Source organism: Adlercreutzia faecimuris, from assembly GCF_022669055.1.
Lineage (GTDB): Bacteria > Actinomycetota > Coriobacteriia > Coriobacteriales > Eggerthellaceae > Enterorhabdus > Enterorhabdus faecimuris.
Genome location: NZ_JAJMLW010000001.1, coordinates 34,624 through 54,515 on the forward strand (window position 1 = coordinate 34,624; position 19,892 = coordinate 54,515).

Annotated in this window: 14 protein-coding genes; 4 read left to right on the forward strand and 10 right to left on the reverse strand. The window is 69.9% G+C overall.

What is annotated here, in order from left to right:
• Positions 1-130: 130 nt before the first annotated feature.
• The 5 genes from LPT13_RS00145 to LPT13_RS00165 all read right to left on the reverse strand — a co-directional run bounded on the left by LPT13_RS00145 (position 131) and on the right by LPT13_RS00165 (position 7,665).
• Positions 131-1,054, reverse strand: a complete 924-nt coding sequence (locus LPT13_RS00145; RefSeq protein ID WP_242162329.1) for a branched-chain amino acid transaminase — start codon at positions 1,052-1,054, stop codon at positions 131-133.
• Positions 1,055-1,330: 276 nt separating this feature from the next.
• Positions 1,331-3,433 (reverse strand): glucosaminidase domain-containing protein, encoded by a 2,103-nt coding sequence (locus tag LPT13_RS00150; protein WP_242162331.1) that lies wholly within the window; start codon positions 3,431-3,433, stop codon positions 1,331-1,333.
• Positions 3,434-3,721: 288 nt separating this feature from the next.
• A complete protein-coding gene (locus LPT13_RS00155) occupies positions 3,722-5,992 on the reverse strand; it encodes a carbohydrate-binding domain-containing protein (RefSeq protein ID WP_242162333.1) in 2,271 nt (756 codons plus the stop codon).
• Between the two features lie 112 nt (positions 5,993-6,104).
• The gene (locus LPT13_RS00160; protein WP_242162335.1) at positions 6,105-6,800 is read right to left on the reverse strand and encodes a DUF4956 domain-containing protein; all 696 of its coding nucleotides are present in this window, start codon (positions 6,798-6,800) and stop codon (positions 6,105-6,107) included.
• Positions 6,793-7,665, reverse strand: a complete 873-nt coding sequence (locus LPT13_RS00165) for a polyphosphate polymerase domain-containing protein (protein ID WP_242162337.1) — start codon at positions 7,663-7,665, stop codon at positions 6,793-6,795. The genes LPT13_RS00160 and LPT13_RS00165 overlap by 8 nt, the downstream gene beginning before the upstream one ends.
• 332 nt (positions 7,666-7,997) lie before the next feature.
• On the opposite strand from LPT13_RS00165, the gene LPT13_RS00170 reads away from it, so the two are divergent.
• Positions 7,998-8,693 carry a response regulator transcription factor gene (locus tag LPT13_RS00170; protein ID WP_242162339.1) on the forward strand — a complete coding sequence of 232 codons (696 nt, stop codon included), beginning with the start codon at positions 7,998-8,000 and terminating at the stop codon, positions 8,691-8,693.
• Positions 8,694-8,740: 47 nt separating this feature from the next.
• Complete coding sequence (locus LPT13_RS00175) at positions 8,741-10,162, forward strand: sensor histidine kinase (protein WP_242162342.1); 1,422 nt, start codon at positions 8,741-8,743, stop codon at positions 10,160-10,162.
• Positions 10,163-10,281: 119 nt separating this feature from the next.
• Here LPT13_RS00175 and LPT13_RS00180 read toward each other — a convergent pair whose 3' ends face one another.
• The 5 genes from LPT13_RS00180 to LPT13_RS00200 all read right to left on the reverse strand — a co-directional run bounded on the left by LPT13_RS00180 (position 10,282) and on the right by LPT13_RS00200 (position 16,214).
• Entirely contained in the window at positions 10,282-10,455 is a 174-nt protein-coding gene (locus LPT13_RS00180; protein ID WP_242162344.1) for a hypothetical protein, read from the reverse strand.
• A 278-nt stretch (positions 10,456-10,733) separates the two neighbouring features.
• The gene (locus LPT13_RS00185) at positions 10,734-11,087 is read right to left on the reverse strand and encodes an oxidoreductase (protein ID WP_242162346.1); all 354 of its coding nucleotides are present in this window, start codon (positions 11,085-11,087) and stop codon (positions 10,734-10,736) included.
• A gap of 3 nt (positions 11,088-11,090) precedes the next feature.
• Positions 11,091-13,571, reverse strand: coding sequence for a molybdopterin dinucleotide binding domain-containing protein (locus LPT13_RS00190; RefSeq protein ID WP_242162348.1), 2,481 nt, complete (start codon positions 13,569-13,571; stop codon positions 11,091-11,093).
• Positions 13,572-13,682: 111 nt separating this feature from the next.
• The gene (locus tag LPT13_RS00195; RefSeq protein WP_242162350.1) at positions 13,683-14,924 is read right to left on the reverse strand and encodes an MFS transporter; all 1,242 of its coding nucleotides are present in this window, start codon (positions 14,922-14,924) and stop codon (positions 13,683-13,685) included.
• Positions 14,925-14,963: 39 nt separating this feature from the next.
• Complete coding sequence (locus LPT13_RS00200; protein ID WP_242162352.1) at positions 14,964-16,214, reverse strand: MFS transporter; 1,251 nt, start codon at positions 16,212-16,214, stop codon at positions 14,964-14,966.
• Positions 16,215-16,445: 231 nt separating this feature from the next.
• On the opposite strand from LPT13_RS00200, the gene LPT13_RS00205 reads away from it, so the two are divergent.
• Both LPT13_RS00205 and LPT13_RS00210 read left to right on the forward strand, forming a co-directional pair.
• Entirely contained in the window at positions 16,446-17,066 is a 621-nt protein-coding gene (locus tag LPT13_RS00205) for a TetR/AcrR family transcriptional regulator (RefSeq protein ID WP_242162354.1), read from the forward strand.
• Between the two features lie 169 nt (positions 17,067-17,235).
• Complete coding sequence (locus LPT13_RS00210; protein WP_242162356.1) at positions 17,236-19,890, forward strand: molybdopterin-dependent oxidoreductase; 2,655 nt, start codon at positions 17,236-17,238, stop codon at positions 19,888-19,890.
• The last annotated feature ends 2 nt before the right edge of the window (positions 19,891-19,892 follow it).

Sequence of the window (19,892 nt, forward strand, 5' to 3'; positions counted from 1 at the left end):
CTGGGATAGCCCCGGCGCGCGGCTGAGCGTACTCCGTACGCGAGGGAAAGCGCGCAAGGGGCTAGGCCAGGTGCCGTACGGGCTCGGAGCGTCGAGTCGTCCGTCGTTGCGTCAGCAACGGCGGAACAGGCTAGATCTCGGTCAGCCAGTCGGCGTATTCCTCGACCCGGCCGTAGGCCACGTCGAAGAAGCGGTCCTGCAGGGCGCGGGTGACCGGGCCGGGCTTGCCCACCTCGCGGCCGTCGACCGCCCCGATGGGGGTGAGCTCGGCGGCGGATCCGGTCATGAACACCTCGTCGGCGATGTAGAGGTCGGAACGCGTCAGGCTCTCCTCGATGGCCGGGATCTCCAGGTCCTCGGCCAGGCAGAGCACCGTGTCGCGGGTGATGCCCTCGAGCAGGCCGTCGGACAGCGGCGGCGTGGACAGCACGCCGTCACGCACGATGAACAGGTTCTCGCCGGTACCCTCGCACACCAGGCCGGCCTCGTTGAGCATGATGGCCTCAGCATAGCCGTGCTGCTTGGCCTCCAGCTTGGCCAGGATGGAGTTCATGTAGGACGCGGTGGCCTTCACCGCCGGCGGGATGGCGTTGTTGGAGCGCTGGCGCCAGGACGACACGCCCACGGACACGCCGTTGGCGAGCGCCTCGGGGCCCAGGTAGGCGTCCCACGGCCACACGGCGATGACCACGTCGGTCGGCGCGCCGGTGGGATCGACGCCCATGACGCCGTAGCCGCGGTACACGAGCGGGCGGATGTAGCAGGCCGGCAGATTGTTCGCGCGGATGACCTCCACCGTGGCGTCGCACAGCTCGTCCACGGAGTAGGGCAGGTCGATCATCGCGATCTTGCAGCTGCGGTGCAGGCGCTCCATGTGGTCGCGCAGGCGGAAGACGAAGCTCTTGTCGGACGCGGGATCCTTGTAGCAGCGGATGCCCTCGAACACGCCGGAGCCGTAGTGCAGCGAATGGGACAGCACGTGCGTCGTGGCCTCGGCCCACGGCACCAGCTCCCCGTTCTTCCAAATGTAGTCCACTTCAGTGATGTCAGCCATCTTCTGCTTCCTTCCTCGGACCCTCTTCCAGATGACACCGCATTTTACTCCAACCGGCTAAAGTCCGCAGGGCTTTCCGCCGAAAGGAGGGCATTTCCGCGCGCCGCGCGTGCCGCCGCGAGCCCCCTCCCCCGCAACGCCGGCCTCCCGCGCTGACATCCGGCCGCAAGCGCATCGCCGCGCCAGGATATGAAAGGGCCCCGCCTGTTCGCCGAGTGAACTAAGCGGGGCCCGATGCCGCGTCCGCGGGGGAGGAGCGGCCAGGATGATCAGCGGCTAGGAGAGGAACTGCGCCAGGCGCTGCAGGGGCTGCGACATGAGCTTCGCGGAGCCCTTGTCCTTGCCCAGCGAGAACAGCTCGCCGGCCGGGGTCAGCGGATCCTCCACCAGGTCGGTGACGAGCTGGTCGGTCACCGGGCGCGTCTCGATAACGCGCTTGGCGAAGGTGGGCATCTGGTCTTCCATGGCGGTGACCTTCACCACGTCGCCGGTATGCGGCGCCTGGATGTAGTAGCCGTCGCCCAGGTACATGGCCACATGCCCCACGCCGTCGGAGGCGCGGTCGAAGAACAGCAGGTCGCCCATGTGCAGATCCTCGAAGTCGACGTCCTCGCCCACCAGGCACTGGAAGTAGGTGGTGCGGGGGATCTCGACGCCCAGGACCTCACGGTAGCAGTACTGCACCAGGCCCGAGCAGTCGAAGCCGTCCGGCGTCACGCCGCCCCACAGATACGGGGTGCCCAGGTGCGAGGTGGCCTCAGCCACGAGGTCGGCGAGGGTGCGCTGCTCCATGACTACCTCGCCGGTGATCGGGTCGAGCACCTCCTTACCGGTCTCCTCGTCGATGACGGGGAACTCGAAGGTCGAGACGGTCTCGTAGTCGAGCGGCTCGTCGAAGCGGGTCAGGTCGTAGGTGGCGATGATGTCCTGGAGCTTCTCGGAGTACTGGGTGTCGGTGGCGTAGCGGCCCTCGAGATAGTCCGTCGCGTCTACGAAGGTAGGCGCGTTGGACTTCCACACCGGCGCGTAGAACCCGTTGAGACCCTCGCACATGAGGTCGGCGTAGTCGTTGAGGGAGTCCTTCACCGTGTCGTACTTGCGGAAGTCGGACAGGATGAAGTAGATGAGGCCGGTGCCGTCGTCCTCGGCGGTGCGCATGAGGACGCTCTCACCGTTGTAGGTGCCCTTGATGCCGAAGAGGTTGTTGTTCGGCGCCTTGGCCAGCAGCGAGTTGCCGGAGGCGGACTCGAGGATGGCCTGGGCGATCATGACCGACGCGTACAGGTCGCGCTCCTGGCCGATCTCACGCGCCTGCTCGCCGATGACGGCGATGAACTTCTCGGTGGTGAGGTCGTGGCTGTAGTGCTTCGGCGTGTAGGCCGTGTTGCCGTTGTAGGACCAGGACGGGTAGGACGGGTTCTGGGCCGCCGGCGGGTCGGCCGGGGTCACGGGCGCCGGAGGCGTCGGGATGGTGGGAGCCACAGGCTCGGCCGGGGCGGCGGGCTCGTCGGCGGGCGCCTCAGGCTCGGCCGGCGTGCTCGGGTCGGCCGCGTCGGGATCCTTCGGATCGGCGGGATCGGCCGGCTTGGCGTCATCCGCGGGATCCTTGGGGTCGGTCGCGTCGGGGTCGGCCGGCTTGGACGGATCAGTGGGCTCGGCGGGCTTGGACGGATCGGCGGGGTCGACCGGATCCTTCGGATCCTCGGCGTCGCCGGGGTCGGTGGGATCGGTCGGATCCTCGCCCTCGCCGGGCTCGGAGGGATCGACGGGCTCGGCCGGATCGGTTGGGTCGACGGGATCGACGGGGTCGGTCGGATCGGCGGGGTCGACCGGATCCTCGCCCTCACCGGGCTCGGTGGGATCGACGGCATCCGGATCCTTGGAGTCGGGGCCCACGATGGGCGCCGGGTTGTCGGGGTCAGGATCGACCGTCTCGCCCTTGGCAGCGGCCTCCTCCTGCGCCTTCTTGTCGGCCTCGGCCTTGGCGGCGGCCTCCTCGGCGGCCTTCTTCTTGGCAGCCTCCTCCTGGGCCTTCTTCTCGGCCGCGGCGGCCTGGGCCTTCGCCTTGGCGCTGGCGATGTTGTCGGCCGTAGCGGGATCGATGCTGCGCAGCGCGCCCAGGTCGATGGTGTTGAGCTCCTCCAGGCTGAGGGATCCGCCGTTGAGGTACTTCACCACGGCGGAAGCGCCGGCGATGCGGGCGTTCTGCACCTTCTCGATGACGGCGGCGGCGCCCTCCTTGCCGCCGAAGGCCTCGCCGTCGGCCAGGGTGAGCCCCGCGATGGGAGTGACCGCGAGCGCGGTGGCGACCACGACCGCGGTGGCGCCCTTCATGCGATTCCGGCGCGCCTTCTTGTCCTTGCCACTGTTCTTACGCATGAGAACCTGCTTTCAGAGTAATGCGCTGCAAGCAGGAAAGCGGTAGACCTTGCCTGTGGTACCGTGCGCCAGCGTGCATGCGCGTCTTCTGTTTTCAACGCCCATCGCCCCCGCAACGGCGTCGATCCTCTTCTCAGATGCCTGTGAATTTAGCACAGTCGCAAGGCGATCTCAAGGCAAAGGTGTCATTTTCGTAACAGTTATGCACCGCTTTCAGGGAAAAATCAAAGTACGTTGCTCAGCATAAATCCGGCCCGGCGCCAGCCTCGGCACCGGGGCCCGCCGTTCCTAAGCGGTAACCACTCCCTTGCCGTCCGGACGATCGCCGCCCCGCTCAGCGCGGGGATCGCGACTGCCCCCGGCACCCGGGTCCGCGCCATCGGAGGAGCCGTCGCCCGGGGCGTTCCACGAGCCCGCGCCCCTGCCTCCCCGGCCGCTGCCCCCGGCGCTGGGGCCGAAGCCGGCGGCGTTGGACGAGCCGTCGGTGGCGACCGTGGCCTCGACGGCCGTGCCGCCGCTCACCGCGTCGCCCGTCACGGTGCCGCCGACCACCACGCGGCACGAGGCGCCGTCGGCCAGGCCGGACGCGGACACCACGACCGACTGGAAGGCGGCCTCGGGGGTGAACGAGGCGAGCACCCGCCCCGCGTCGTCGGTGAGCGCCACGACGTCGCCCGCGCTGCCGCTGACCGCCACCAGGGCGGAGGGCTGGGTGCCGCCCGTGAAGCCGACGGCCATGCCCAGCGAGCCGGCCGCGAGGACGGTGCCGCCGTTGATGGTGGCGCCCAGCTCGTAGTCGAGGGCGCCATCGGCACCGCTCGTGGGCCCCGTGACCAGGATGGTGCCGCCGTTGACCTCGATCGAGCCGTTGCTGTCGATGCCGTCGCCGCCGGCGACGATGACGAGGGAGCCGCCGTTCACCTGGATGAGGCAGTCCTCGCTGGCGGCGGCCATCCCCCCGGGGCCGCCCATGGCGCCGCCCCGGCCGCCGCCGAAGCCGCGGTCGCTCGCGTCGTCGGCCGGGAAGCTGCCCTCGGGAGCCTGCGCGCCGTCGGGCAGCGCCGGGGGCTCGGCGCCGTCGACGGAACGCTCGCCGCCCCGGCCCGCGCCGGGGTCGGGCGCCTGGCCGTCCGTACCCGCGCCGTCCGGCAGCGCCGGGGGCTCGCCAGTCGGAGCCTGCGCGCCGTCGGGTAGCGCCGGGGGCTCGCCAGTCGGAGCCTGCGCACCGTCGGACAGCGCCGGGGGCTCGCCAGTCGGGGCCTGCGCGCCGTCGGGCAGCGCCGGGGGCTCGGCGCCGTCCGGGGCGGCGTCCGCGGGCGCCCCCTCCCCCGCCGTCGCCTCCGCGTCGGACGCCTCCTCGTGGGTCGAGGCGTTCACCGCGTCGTCGGACGCCACGATGCGCGTGGAGCCGCCGTTGACGTAGATCTTCTCGGACTCGTAGCCCTCGTAGCAGGCGGTCACGTCCACCTCGCCGTCGTCGATGGCCAGCTCGTATTCCGTGTGGAAGGCGTCGTCGCCGGCCGACACCGTCAGGGCACCTCCGGCGATGCGGCCGAGCACCTCGGAGTGGAAGGCGTCATCCGCCGCGTCGACCGTCACGGTTCCGCCCGTCACGCGGAACAGCGTGTGGGCGTCCACCCCGTCGTCGCCGGCCGTGAGGTCGAGCGTGCCGCCGTCGATGGTGACGAAGCCGCGCGCCGCATCCTCGTCGTTGTTGGACTTCACCGCGTCGCCGCCGGCGTCCACCGTGAGGGCGCCGTCAGCCACCTTCACGCAGTCGCGGCCGCGCAGGCCGTCCTCCGCCGCGGTCACCGCGTAGGTACCCCCGGTGATGACGAGGTCGTCCTTGGACACGATGCCGTGGCGGTAGGACGCCTGCACCGTGAGCGCGCCCGTGCCGTTGAAGATGAGGTCGTCCTTGCTGAAGACGACGCCGTTGGGCTCGTCCTCGCCCTCCTCCAGCGCGTAGGCCGCGCCGTCGGACAGGGTGTTGGCGCTGCCCTCGGCCAAGGTGACGAACACCTTGTCGGCGGACTTCACATAGAGGGCCGGGCCCGACTCGTTGCGCACGGCGACGCCGTCCAGCACCAGCTGCACCTTGTCGGCGTCCTTGTCCGCGTCGACGACCACCTGGCCCTGGGCGAGGGCGCCCGTCACCACGTAGGTTCCCGCGGCGTCGATGGTGAGCGTGCCGGTGGCGGGGTCGAAGGCGGCGCCGTCGCCCTCCACCGTGCCGGCGGCGAGGTCCACCTTGACGGCGGCCGCGTCGTCGTAGGACGGGTCGGCGTCGCGCTTGCTGTACGCGAAGTCCATGGCCTCCACGTCGGCGAGGGCCGCGAGGTCGGCGGACGAGGCGGACGCGGTGGCCGCCCCGCCGTCCGTCGCCGCATCCGCGTCGGCGGCGCCGGGCTGCTGCCCGCCCGCGCAGCCGGCCAGGCCCAGCGCGAGCGCGCCGGTCAGGGCGACGCCGAGCGCGCGGCGGCCGAGGGGCGTCCGGGCATCGGGGCGCGGGGGCGCGCCCGCCGCCGGACGCGGGGTGATGAGGGGGTCTCTTCTCACGGGTTCTCCTTCTGGGGATCATGCGCGTTTATTCGCGCAGACTCTTACTTATATATATGTGGATGCATTTTCTTTCTGGACCACAAGATGCTGTGGCCGCCGCGCGGCGCGACTAGAGCGACTCGCGCGCCTGGGGCGTGCGGCCGAGCGAGATCTTGAGGTTGCCGTTGAGGCAGCGCAGATCGTCGATGAGCGCCTTCTCGAGCCCCGGCTCGCGCATCCGCAGCTGGTACTGGAGCTGGAAGAGGCTGCCCATGTTGGTGGTCTGCACCTCCACGAGCTCGCATTCCGCCGCGTAGCGGCCGAGCACCTCGTCGAACACGCCGTCGTATTCCAGGTCTTCGGGGATAGTGACCTTGAGGGTCTTGCCCGGCTCGCGCGGGCGTCCGAAGGGCGTGAGTACGAACAGGAGGTTCACCACCGCCACGATGACCGTGAAGACGACCGCCAGCCCCAGGTAGCCCATGCCCGTGGCCAGGCCGACGGCCATGGCCAGAAACACGCTGCCGATGTCCTTCGCGCTGCCGGGGATGGAGCGGAACCGCACGAGGTTGAACACGCCCATGACCGCGATGCCCGCGCCCAGGTTGCCGTTGACCAGCGTGATGACCATCTGGACGATGAGCGGCAGCAAGGCCAGCGTGACGACGAAGTTCTTCGAGTAGCTGTGGCGGAACATGTAGACGCCCGCGCAGGCCATGCCCAGCACGATGGACGCCAGGCAGCAGACGAGGAACTCGCCGGCGGAGACGGCCGACACGAGCGAGTCGGCCGTGCCGAAGATAGAGGTGAACGCCGCATCAAGCACAGCGGCCTCCTTTCAGGGGTGGGGTGACCAGGCGGTAGGCGGTGCCGTACTTGGAGAACGACGCCGGGTAGGCGCGGGCCTGCGCGAGGAGGTCGGCGAGCCAGCGCGGGTAGGGGCCGACGCTCTTGACCTCCATGACGGCGTCGGCCGGCGGGATGACGGGACGCCAGGAGAGCGCGGGGGCCATCAGGTCGAGGAAGGCCAGGCGATCGTCGAAGGTGACGCGCAGGCCGGCCGCGGCGGGCGCGTCCGGGTCGGCGGGCGCCCAGGCCACGCGCTCGCAGGCGATGGCCATGGACGGCACGAGGCGGCCGTGGCGCGCGAGCGCGGCGTCCAGCTCGCGGGCGATCTGGCGGCTGCGCGGCGAGAGCGACCGCGCCTGGAGCGTCGGGTCGGCCAGCGGGTGCGCCGCGCAGGCGTCCCCGTAGGGCGCGCCGCCCAGGTAGGCGACGGCGGCACCCAGCGACAGCGCGACGCGCCGCTTGTAGACGACGCCGCGGAGCTTCTTCTTGATCTCGAGGAACACCGGGGTGGAGGATGCCGCCGCGGGGTCGGGGGACGAGGGCGCGGCGGCGGGACGGGGCGCGGCGGGCGCGGCGCCCGGCGCGAAGGCGGCGGCCAGGGCGGCGCCGGCCTCGGGGCCGTAGGCGCGCAGGCGCAGCTTCTCCTTGTAGGTCGGCTTCTCGAGCGAGCGGTCGATGAGCGCGCGATCCGGCGTGTCCAGGTACAGGCTCGTCACACGCGAGCGCCCGTAGGCGTCGGGCGCCAGGGCCGCGCCCAGGCCGGCCTCCAGCAGCGCGCGCTGGGCGGCGTCGACGCGGTACTTCTTCTCGATACGCTGGAACACCTCGGCATAGCCGGGCATGGGGCCTCCTCTCGGGACGGATCGGTCGGGCGGTCAGGGGCCGGCGGGGCGGAAGGGCCCCGCCGGACGGGAGGGGATGCCGCCGCGCCGGCCAGACGCGAGCGACGCGGCGGCTCGCGCGACGCGGCCCCGTCAGACGAACGGGGCACGCCGCAGCGGGTGTCGGGGAACACCGCGCCGCATCCTACGGAAGGCCGCTGAAAACTTCCTGAAACGCCCGCCGTTCCCTTTCAGGAAGTTTTCAGCCGGCCCGCTACAATGGGGTCATCCGAGAGCTGGGCGCCCCCGCGCAGGCGGCCCGGACGCCGACGCCCCGCGCGACAGGAGGCCCCGTGCGCATACTCATCGTGGAAGACGACGCCAGCCTGGCCGCCGCGCTCGCGCGCATCCTGGAGGACAACGGCTACGACGTGGACGTCGTGCATGACGGAAACGCGGGCGTGACCTGGGGCGAGAGCGGGCTCTACGACGTGATCGTTCTGGACGTGATGCTGCCGGGGCGCGACGGGTTCAGCGTGGCGCGGGCCCTGCGCCGCGCGGCGGTGAGCACGCCCATCCTGCTGCTGACGGCGCGCGACGCCACCGCCGACAAGATCACCGGCCTGGACGCGGGCGCCGACGACTATATGACCAAGCCGTTCTCCCCCGCCGAGCTGATGGCGCACCTGCGCGCGCTCACGCGCCGACAGGGCGACGTGGTGTTCGAGCGGCTGGCCGCCGGCGATCTGGCCCTCGACCTGGAGTCAATGGACCTGGCCTGCGGCGGCAAGACGCTGCACCTGTCGGCCAAGGAGTTCGCGCTCATGCGGCTGTTCCTGGGCAACGTGGGCCAGGTGCTTTCGAAGGACACGCTCATCGAGCGCGCCTGGGACGCCGGGTCGAACGCCGGCGACAACAACGTCGAGGCCTACGTGTCGTTCCTGCGCAAGAAGCTGCGGCACCTGGGGTCGGCCGCGCAGATAGAGACGATCCGCGGTGCCGGGTATCGCCTGCTGGCCGACGGCGATGCGGAGAAGGCGGGCTCGTGACGGCGGGCGGGCGCGATAGGCGGAAGGCGAACGGCGCGCCCTTCCCCATGTTGCGGCGCCTGCGGGTGAAGTTCGTGGCGCTTTCCATGACGGTGGTCACGCTGGCCCTGGTGATGGCGCTCTTCGCCATCGGGTACCTGGACTACCGGCAGAGCGTCGACGACGTGTACGGCGAGCTGCGCCAGACGCTGAGCGTGGCCGCGTCGATGGACGCCGGGCGCCACGGCGACTACCCCTTCGGCGGGTCGGCGCTCATCCCCGACCGCCGCGGTCCGTTCGGCGGCAAGGCCCCGGACGACGCCGGGTGGGACGGCGAGCCGGACGCCGGGGAGGCGCCCGCCGAGGGCGGCGACCAGGGCGAGGCGCCCCAGCCGCCGGAGATCGGCCGCGGCGACGGGCAGGGGCTCATGCCCGTGGCCGTCTACCGCATCGACCCCACCGGCACGGTGGCGGCGGTGGGCCGGCTCACCACCGCCTCGGTGGCGCCCGAGCTGCTGCCCAACGTGCTCGACGCCGTTCTGACCGGCGAGGAATCTCAGGGCTACCTGCCCGATCCCGGGCTGTTCTACGCCAAGCGGCGCACCGTCGACGGCACGCTGGTGGCCTTCGCCGACCAGGGCGCCGCGTCGTCGTGGCAGAGCCTCGCCCTGACCCTGGCCGGGGTGGGCGCCGGCGCGCTGCTGGCCTTCCTGGCCGTGAGCATCCTGTTCGCGCGCTGGGCGCTGCGGCCGATCGAGCGCGCCTGGAGCCAGCAGCAGCGCTTCGTCGCCGACGCGTCCCACGAGCTGAAGACGCCGCTCACGGTGATCCTGGCGAACCTGGCCATCGTGCGCGGGCGCCCCGGCGAGACGGTGGCGTCCCAGGAGCAGTGGCTGGCCGGCACCGAGACCGAGGCGCGGCGCATGCAGGGGCTCGTGGGCGACCTGCTCGACCTGGCACGGATGCCCGACCCGGCGGCGCTGCGCGCCGGGTTCGCGCCGGTCGACCTGACCGACCTGGTGGAAGGCGAGGCGCTCCAGTTCGACTCGGTGGCGCTCGACCGCGGCGTCGCCATCGAATGCGACCTGGCGCCGGCACTGCGCGTGGAGGGCGACGCCGCGCGGCTCGAGCGGCTGGTGGGCGTCCTCGTCGACAACGCGTGCAAGTACGCCGAGGAGGGCTCGACGGTGGAGGTGCGGCTGGCCGCGGAGGGCCGCGAGGCGGTGCTGGCGGTGGCGAACCGCGGGCCGCTCATCGCGCCGGAGGACCTGGCGCACGTGTTCGACCGCTTCTTCCGCGTGGACGCGGCGCGCACCCGCGCGGACGCGCCCGACGACGGGCAGCCGGCAGCCGGCGGCTGGGGCCTCGGGCTCGCCATCGCCCGCGAGATAGCCCGCGACCACGGCGGCGCCATAGCCGCCGCCAGCATCCCCGAGCCCGGGACGGAGACGGCCCGCACCACGTTCACCGTCCGCCTGCCCCGCGCGTAGGACGGCCGCGTAGGCAGGAGCTTCCGCCCGCTGGGGAGAGCGATGGTACCGCGCGGACGCCCCCCCGGCACGCGCGCACCCGACGCGCAAACGAGGGAGGGCGGAAGCGCGTAGCCCCCCTAGGCGCACCTCCCCGGGGGCGGCGGGAGGGGCTTGCCGCAGGTGGCGCAGCGACGGTCTTCCGCCTTGTTCTGGGTGCCGCAGAACGCGCAGTAGCCGGCGGGGCGCACCTTGGCGTCGGACGCCGGCGGCCCGCACTTCCCGCAGTGGATGCACGCGAAGCAGCGCGGCATGGCCCACCTCCTCCAACAAACGTCCTACCTGAGAAAAACGCCCCTCCGCTGCAAATTCGGACGGTTTTGCACCCGACAAACCCCTCGCAGCGAAGCCCGGACAGCAAAGACCAAAAGCCGACCAGGGGTTTTGCCCCCGACGGCAGCCCCGTCCCGCTCGCAGCGGCGCAGCCAGAGTGCAAAACCGTCCGGATTTGCAGAAACCGCCCCGCCGCCGGAGTTCGGCCCCAAGACAAGCGCGCCCCACGGCCGGGGGGCCGCGGGGCGCGCGTCCTTTCCTACTCGCAGGGAGCCCAGAGCACCTGCTTAGGCTTGCGGGCCAGCTCGGCGGCCATCTCCTCGATGGTGCCGAAGCGGATCACGTCAGCCAGGCAGTTGTGCATGCAGATGGGCTCGCGGCCGGCGGCCAGGCGGTCGGCGCACAGGTCGCACAGATCGGTGGGCACGGGGATCTTGTTCCAGTTGAAGCAGCTCCCCTCGTCCTTGGCGTCGTCCTTCTGCCAGGGGCCGTCGTCCAGGACGCGGATCCCCCACTTGCCCACGGGGAAGTGGTGCTCCTCCTTGCAGCTGACCTCGCACGACTGGCAGCCCGTGCAGAACTCGTAATCGATAAGCAGTCCGTACTGGGGCATGATCTACACCAACTTTCCGAATCTCTCGCCGAACGCCTCCATGTCGACGTCGTAGCTTTCCTTCAGGGGCACCACGTTGCAGCAGGCGCTCTTGTAGGGCGCGCCCAGGCCGAGGGCGTTGTTGTGATGCTCGGGGATGAGGTCGTTGCAGTTGGACTGCCACACGCCGAACAGGCTGGGCTCGCTGCCGTCCTGCTCGGGGAACCACCAGCCGTGGTCGACCTCGACGTGGCCCTCGTGCACGGTGGGCATGACGCGGGCCTTGAACTTGGCGCTGCCGAACATGTTGGAGATCTCGCACCACTGGCCGTCGGACACGCCGATGCGCTCGGCGTCCTTGGGGTTGATCTCGATCATCGGGTTCGGGTCGATCTCGCGCAGGATGGCCACCTGACGGTGCTCGCTGTGGAACGACGAGTAGCGGCGGTGCCCCGTGGACATGATGAACGGGTACTTTTCGATGATCTCCTCGTGCGGCAGATCGCGCTCGTGCCACTGGGCGTCGAGCTCCTCGGGGACGAGCGGGTTGCGCTTGAGCTCCAGGTCCTCGGCGGTCTTCTCGGGGATGCGCGGCGACAGGTCGGGCTCGTAGTAGTAGGGCAGCGGGTCCATGCCGTTGTTGGCGAAGGCCGACGACCACAGCTCCACGCGGCCGGTCGGGGTGAGGAACCCGGGCTGGCCGTCGGGGCGCAGCTTGCCGGTCTCGTACTTCTTGTAGTACACCTTGCGCTTGAACTTGACCAGCTCGCGCACCTCGTTGAAGGCGTGGCGGCCCTCCAGGCGATTCTTCTCCAGGTAGTCGTGGTAGTCGGGGTACTTCTCGTAGGCGAAGCGGGCCTTGGGGTCATCCGGGAACATCTCGGCCATGCGCTTGGCGAGCATGCAGTAGATCTCCAGGTCGGACTTGGCCTCGCCCACCGTGATGGCCTTGTTGCCGCAGCCGGTGGTGATGGACGCCGCGCCGTAGTGGGTGCGGTTGACGCCGTCATGCTCGGCCACGGTGGAAAGCGGCAGGAACACGTCGCAGACCGCCTGGATGGTCGGCGTGATGAAGCAGTCGGTGCCGAAGGCGAAGTCGATGGAGCGCTGGAAGGCGGCGTGCCAGCGGGTGGGCTCGGCGGAGTTGGTGGGCGCCAGCAGGTTGGTGTTGGCGATCCACGCCATGCGGATGGGGTACGGCTCGTCGGTCTCGAGCGTGTCGAGCACGCAGTCGGCCTGAGCGCCGGTGATCTGGTTGCAGTAGAGCGGGTACTTGTCCATGCCGATGCAGCGGTCGCGCTCCTCGTCGGTCATCTGGTACCAGCCCTCGGTGATGAAGGCGCGGGTGTCGGTGTTGTGCGCCGACTGGCCGGCGGCCGCGTCGCCCGTGAGGTCCTCGGGCATGGACAGGTCGGCCACGATGTTGCCGCCCGGCACGTCCAGGTTGCCGCACATGCAGATCATGGCGAGCACGCACTGGCCGGCCTGCATGCCGTTGGTGTTCTGGTCGAAGGCCAGGCCCCAGGCGATGGAGGCGGGGTGCGCCGCGGCGTACATGCGGGCCACGGTGTAGATGTCCTCGACGGGGATCTCGCAGATGCGGGCCGCGTCCTCGGGCTTCATGTAGGCCACGCGCTCCTTGAACTCGTCGAAGCCGTAGGTCCACTTCTCCACAAACTCGTGGTCGTAGAGATCCTCGGAGATGATGATGTTGCACATGGCCATGGCCAGCGCCGCGTCGGTGCCGTTGCGCAGGCGCAGCTGGATGACGGAGCGGGTGGCCAGCCAGTTGACGCGCGGATCGATGGTCACGAGCTTGGCGCCGCGCTTCATCAGGTCGATGACCGCGTGGCCGAAGAAGCCGTCGGGGTTGGACGCCAGCGGCATCTTGCCCCACAGGATCATGAGCTCGGGCACGCAGTACTCGGGGTCGTCGTAGCCGCCCTCCAGGCCGCCGGCGTAGTCCAGCTCGGGGTAGAGCGCGCCGAGCACCATCTGCGACGACATCATGCGCGGCTGGTAGCAGGCGTAGCCGGACTGGGTGTAGGCCAGGTTGGGCGTGCGGAAGATGGACAGCTGGAAGTCCTGGGACAGCATGCCGTCGCGGCCGGTGCCCACGAAGATGGCCAGCGTCTCGCGGCCGTACTCATCGGTGAGGCGGCGCCAGTTGTCCATGATGAGGTCGAGCGCCTCATCCCAGGTGCAGCGCTCCCAGGCCTCCGCGTTGCCGCGCTGGTCGCGGGCGCGCTTCTGGGGGTAGATCACGCGCGTGGGGTTGTAGATGTAGTCCTTGAGCGCCACGCACCGCGGGCACAGGCGGCCGTGGGTGATCGGGTCGTTCTCGTCGCCCTCGACGTGGTCGAGGCGGCCGTCCTTGTCGACGTAGAGCTTGATGCCACACCCCACCGGATGGCACCCCGGAGGCGACCACACCGACGAGCGGATCACGGTGAAGTCCCCGTCCTGGAACTTCCACGGCTTTCCGAGATCGTTCTTGAATTCCATCTGCTTCCTCTCTTTCCTCGGTTGCTTGCTATCGGAACGGATTGGGAATGGCTGAGTTGAGAGCCGGCCGACGCGCGGGCTTCGCGGCGGGCGCCGGCCGGGCGGGGCGGCCTAGGCGCGCTTGGCGTCGCGGGCCTTGATGACCGCCAGGAGCGCCACCGCGCCCACGACGAGCACCGCGCCCACGCCGGTGAGCAGCCCCGTGCAGGCGCCCCAGCCGGCGCTCGAGACGATGACGCCCACCAGGCCGAACAGGATGCCGCCGACGCACTGGCCGCAGCTCATGAGCGAGGAGGAGATGCCCGCCAGCTCGGGGCGCGGGGCTATCTCGGCCACCATGGTGAAGAAGACGGCCGGCACCACGCCGTTGGACAGGCCGAACACGATGAGCCACGGCACGAGCATGGCCTCGCCGATGCTGTAGGCCATCGAGAACGACACGCCGAGCACCACCGACGCCACCACCAGGATGATCAGGCGCTGCAGGTTGCCGTGTACCAGGTTCATCACCACGCCGATGGCGATGCCGCCCACCACCACGGCGATGTTGGCGACGTTCATCATGGCGTTGGCCTGGAGCTGGTCCATGCCCATGGTCTGCACCATGAACAGGGTCTCGAAGTTCATGACGCACGCCGTGCCCAGCGAGAACGCGGCGAAGGCCACCATGGATATCCAGCAGGACAGGCTCTTGAAGCCCTCGGACATCTTGGGCTTGGGGGCGGAGGGGTCGGCCTCCTCCAGGTAGGACACCTTGGGGTCACGCACGGCGGCCACCCAGGCCACGGTGACCACCACCAGCAGCACCACGACGAACCAGAACACCGCGTGGTAGCTCTGCGGGTCGCCCACGTTGAAGAAGAAGCCGGACGTGCCCATGATGAACATCGACCCCAGCGGCACCCACACGCTGAACAGGCCCATGGGGACGCCGCGCTTGGAGGGCGGGAACCACTCGGAGATGATGACCGGCACCACCGACCCGATGCAGGCATAGCCGACGCCCTCGATGAGGCGGCCGATGACCAGCACCAGCACGTCGGTGGCCAGCGCGCTGATGACGGCGCCGACCACGGCGCACGCCAGCACGAGGGTGGTGGCGCGCCGGGCGCCGAACCGCATGATGATGGCGGCCACGACGAACGTCATGATGAGGCCGACGTAGCCGTTGAGCGACATGATGTTGGCGGCCATGCCGGTGTCGATCCCCAGCGCCGGGATCACCAGCGACATGGTGGCCGGGAGCTTGTTGCAGTTGACCGAGATCAGGATGGACGCGATGATGGCCACGCAGGCCACGATCCACGCCCGGCCCGTCTGGACGACCTCGGCTCTCTTCTCTTCCTTGGTCATGGTGGGACTTCCCCTCCTTTCCGCGCGGGCGGGCCCGCGCTATCGGCTGCTCTGATCGGCGCGGCTGTCGCGCGCCCTATGAACCTTCCCGGCCAGACCGAGCTCGGGAGCGATCATCATGATTGCGCCGGCGATGATGACCGACACGCCGCACAGGACGAAGTAGGCGGGCATGCTGCCGCCCGACAGCGGCACGAACACGAACGACGGGATGACGAACGCCGCCAGGTTCTGGAAGAACGTCTGGATGCCGCCGGCCGTGCCCAGGTAGCGCGGCTCGATGTCGGGGATCATGCCGACCGAGCCCTTGATGAGGGCGACGTTGCCCCACACCACGATGGCGCCGGCCAGGAACAGCGGCAGCGACCACGGGCCCACGGGCAGCGACCACGCCGTGATGAGCAGGGCCGACCCGCCGAAGGCCGACACGGCCATGACCGGCTTGATGCGGCGCAGCTTGTCGGCGATGGGGCCGGCTATCCAGTTCGACGGCATGCCGAACAGGTTGATGAGCGACGCCCACGCGGCCGCGGTGGCGGGGTCGAGCCCCTTGCCCGCCAGGCCCATGGGGACGTTGCCGGAATAGGCGGCCATCGACGCCATGGAGAACACCATGGCCGCGCTGACCAGCAGGAGCGTGCGGTTCTTGAGGACGGCGCGCACGGCGGCCAGGCTGTAGTCGTCGCGCTCGACCGCGGCGCCCCGGGGCATGCGGGCCAGCGCGAACCACACCACGCAGGCCACGGCGAAGGCCGCCGACGCGCCTACGAACGCCGTGTGCACGCTGGGCACCTCGGCCGCGATGCCCATGGCCGCGGTCACGCCGATGCCGGCACCCGACACGTAGAGCGTCATGGCGGTGGTAAGCTGGCGCGTGCCGAACCAGGCGCGCAGGAACTTGACGGAGTTGGAGTTGAGCCCGGCCAAGCCGATGCCCATGACGAAGCAGCTCGCGTAGAGCGGCCAGTAGCTGGTGCAGAACACGCGCGCCAGCGACGCGACGAGCGAGATGACCATGCCGGCGCCGAGCACGCGGGTGACGCCGAAGCGGTCGGCCAGCATCCCCATGGGGATGGAGAACACCGCGCCCGTGAGGAAGCCGATCATGGTGAGCTGGACGAACATCTCCTGGGACACGCCCCAGCCGCCGATGAAGGTGTCGGCGTAGGCGCCGGGCACCATGAGCACGCCCATGAGCGCCGCGTGCATGAGGCCGATGCAGGCCACCGCGACCCAGCGGCGGGGCGAGAGCTCCTCGCCCGTCTTCCGACCTGCCTCGCTCGATCCCATGGCAACCCCCTCATCTCGCGGCCCCTCGCGGGGCCCCAGGCGATGACCTTCTCGATGACAGGGTCAAGATAGGCGGCGAGCGGCTGCCTCCTCAAGGAGCGGAGAAGGGGCTTTGTTCCACGTTGGGAACTAAGGCGGGGGTTTCGGCTCGCACGATTGGACGTCTGATGACGATCGTACTATGATTTCGCCGTGTTCTGGGAGTTGGACGCCTAGCATTGAGGGGGATCTATGGCAAGTCGGGCCGATCAGGACCAGCGGGTGTACTCGCGCTCGTACCTCACCAAGCTGCGCGTGGCCGAGGCGATGGATCGGCTGTGCGCCGCCATGCCCTTCGCGCGGGTGCGCATCGAGGACATCGTGCGCGAGTCGGGCGTGAGCCGGTCGAACTTCTACCACAACTTCAGCGACAAGAACGCCGTGGTCACTTGGATCGCCGAGCAGTGCCACGCTAACGGGATCTTCCGCATCGGGCGCGACCTGACGTGGTTCGAGGGGCACATGATAACCACGCGCGACATGGCGCGATTCCGCACGCTGTTCAACAGCGCCGCCGGCAGCACCGAGTACGCCGCCGCCGAGCCGTACTTCGTGCGCGCCCGCCAGCACAACCTCGTCGAGACGCTGACCGACTACCAGCACCGCGCCATCGACGAGCAGCTGGCGTTCCAGATAGAGGCGTGGCCCCACTGCGAGCTGGTGATGGCGGGCAAGTTCCGCGCCGGCGCGCTGCCCTACGGGCTGAAGGCCTTCTGCAACTACCTGGTGGCCATGACGCCCCGCGAGCTCTACGAGGCCCTCGAGCACCCCGTGGCCAACGCCGCCCCCGGCGAGCTCGCCGAGCTGCGATAGGGGGCACGCCCGCTCTCCCTCCCCCGCGTGCTGCCGGGCACGTGTGGTATCAACCGCCTTCCAAATTCTCGTCGAACGCCTTACAACTGCGCCAAACTCGTCTGTGGCCAGGGAAAACGTGGCCAGAATGGGAGAATCCCCCTGTTCGGACGCGAGAAGGCGAGGCCCTATGGAACTTCCCGATATCAGCAGGCGTACCTTCGTGGCCACCACGGCGGTGGCAGCCGGCGGCGCGGCCGTCGGGCTGGGCGTCGCCGCAGGCGCGCAGCCGGCCGACGCGCTCACGCCGGCCGAGCCCCTCGGGGGCAGCTGGGTGCGCACCACCTGCTCCCCCAACTGCACCGGCGCCTGCGGCATCGAGGCGTGGGCCGAGGACGGCCAGGTGCGCCTCGTGCGCCAGGCCGCCGACTACCCCTACGAGCACTACAACCCGCGCGGATGCCTGAAGGGGCTCTCCTTCAACACCATCCAGCACGGGCCCGACCGGCTGACCACGCCTCTCATCCGCGACGAGGCCGGCAACCAGGTCGAGGCCGACTGGGACACCGCGCTCGACGACGCCGCCGGCCGGCTACGCGCCATCATGGACAAGTACGGCCCCAACTCCGTCGGCGTCATCTACCAGGTGCAGGGCACCGGCCACATCCAGAAGGGCGCGCTGGTGCGCATCGCCAACACCTTCGGCTGGTCGGTCATCGGCGGCTACGAGCTCAACGGCGACCTGCCCATGTTCTGGCCCGAGACCTTCGGCTGCCAGAGCGAGGAACTGGAGTCCTACTGCTGGGAGGACTCGCGCCTGACGCTCATCTTCGGCTCGAACATCATGGTCACGCGCATGCCCGACGCCCACTTCCTCACCTATTCCCAGGAAGCCGGCGGCAAGGTCATCTACTTCGACCCGAACTACTCGGCCTCGGCCGAGAAGGCCGACGAGTGGGTGCGCATCGCGCCGGACTCCGACGGCGCCTTCGCGCTGGCCATGGCCAAGGTCATCATCGACGAGAACCTCTACGACGCCCACTTCATGGCCACCTACACCGATTCCCCCCTGCTCATCAACGGGGAAACCGGCAAGCGCATCCTGGCCGACGACGTGGCCGGGCTCTCCGCCACGCCCGGCATCCCCGACTACCGGTCGAGCTTCGTCGCCTTCGACGAGGCCGCCGGGGCGCTCGCGGCCGTCACGCCGCTCGAGCTGCCCGACAACAGCTTCGCGCTCACCGGCACCTACGACGTGCCCCTCAAGGACGGCACCACCGTCCAGGCCAAGACCGGCTTCCAGCTCCTGGTCGAGCGGCTGGCCGACTACACCCCCGAGGCCGCGGCCGAGATCTGCGGCATCGACGCCGACGACATCGTCCGCATCGCCCGCGAGGCCGCCACGGTGAAGCCGATGCACATCATCTTCGGCGGCGGCACCCAGCAGTGGTACCACGGCGACCTGAAGGGCCGCGCCTGCGCGCTGGTGGCGTGCCTGACGGGCAACATCGGCCAGCTCGGCGGCGGCATATCCACCTACGTCGGCCAGTACAAGACGCGCTTCAACACCGCCAGCTGGATGGTGCCGCCCGACGCCGTCAAGGCATCGTGCCCCTTCCACTACGCGGTGAACGGCCCCACGCCGCTCATGAAGGCCACCTACCCCAAGGACGGCTTCAAGGCCCTCGTCGTGGGCTGGGGCAACCCGCTCGAGCAGCACAACGTGGCCAACTGGCTGCGCGAGGCCCTGGCCAGCAACGACATCGAGTGCCTCGTGTGCCTGGACTTCCAGCGCACCCTCACCGTGGCCGAGGCGACCGTGGCGCTGCCCTGCGCCAGCTGGTACGAGAAGACCGAGCTCACCACCACGCCGCTGCATCCCTGGGTGCAGCTCCAGCAGCGCGTGGTCGACCCGCCGGGCCAGGCGCGCGAGGAGATATGGATCCTCACCGAGCTGGCCGACCGCATCGACCCGGCCAAGGAGGCCGTCTGGCCGCGGTTCGCCCCCGAGGACTCGGAGGCCAAGGCCGACGAGGTGCTGGCCCTGCTGCTGCGCGAGGGCGGCCCCACCATCAACCACCTCACCCCCGAGATGCTACGCGAGGGCCCGGGCAAGCTGGCCCACGCCAACCCCGGCGAGAAGCGCATCCCCTTCTGGGAGCAGGTCAACGAGCGCATCCCCTTCCCCACCGTGTCGCGCCCCAACCCCCTGGACGTCACGTCCAAGTTCGTGCGGTCCGGCCGCATCGAGTTCTACCGCGACGAGGACGTCTTCCTGGAGCTCGACGAGCAGCTCCCCCGCTACAAGCCGCCCTTCGAGGACACCGAGTACGCCGCCGACCCCGCCGCGCGCGAGCTCTACCCGCTCGGCTACACCACGCGCAACAGCGCCTTCCGCGTCCACGCCACCTACGTGAACGACCCGTTCATGCTGGAAATGCAGGACAACACGCCCAAGGTGTGGCTCAACCCCGCCACCGCCGCCGAGCGCAACCTCAAGAACGGCGACTGGGTGGAGGTCTACAACAGCCGCGGCACCGTGCAGGGCCAGCTCGTCGAGGATCCGGGCGTCTATCCGACCCAGTGCATCTTCGACCAGGGCTGGTGGTCGCACTACGACAACGGCACCAGCTACAACTCGCTCATCTGGCCGTGGATCAACCCCACCAACGAGGTGTACTACCTGGTGAGCGTCTGGTCGCCCAACATGGCGTGGAACGAGACGGCCTGCAACGTGCGCCTGTGCGAGGGCGGGCGGCCCCAGGTGGTGACCGACACCGGCAAGAGCATCCTGGGAGATGGCGCCGGCGCGGCGTCGCCCATCGAGTACGGGAAGGAGGCGTAAGG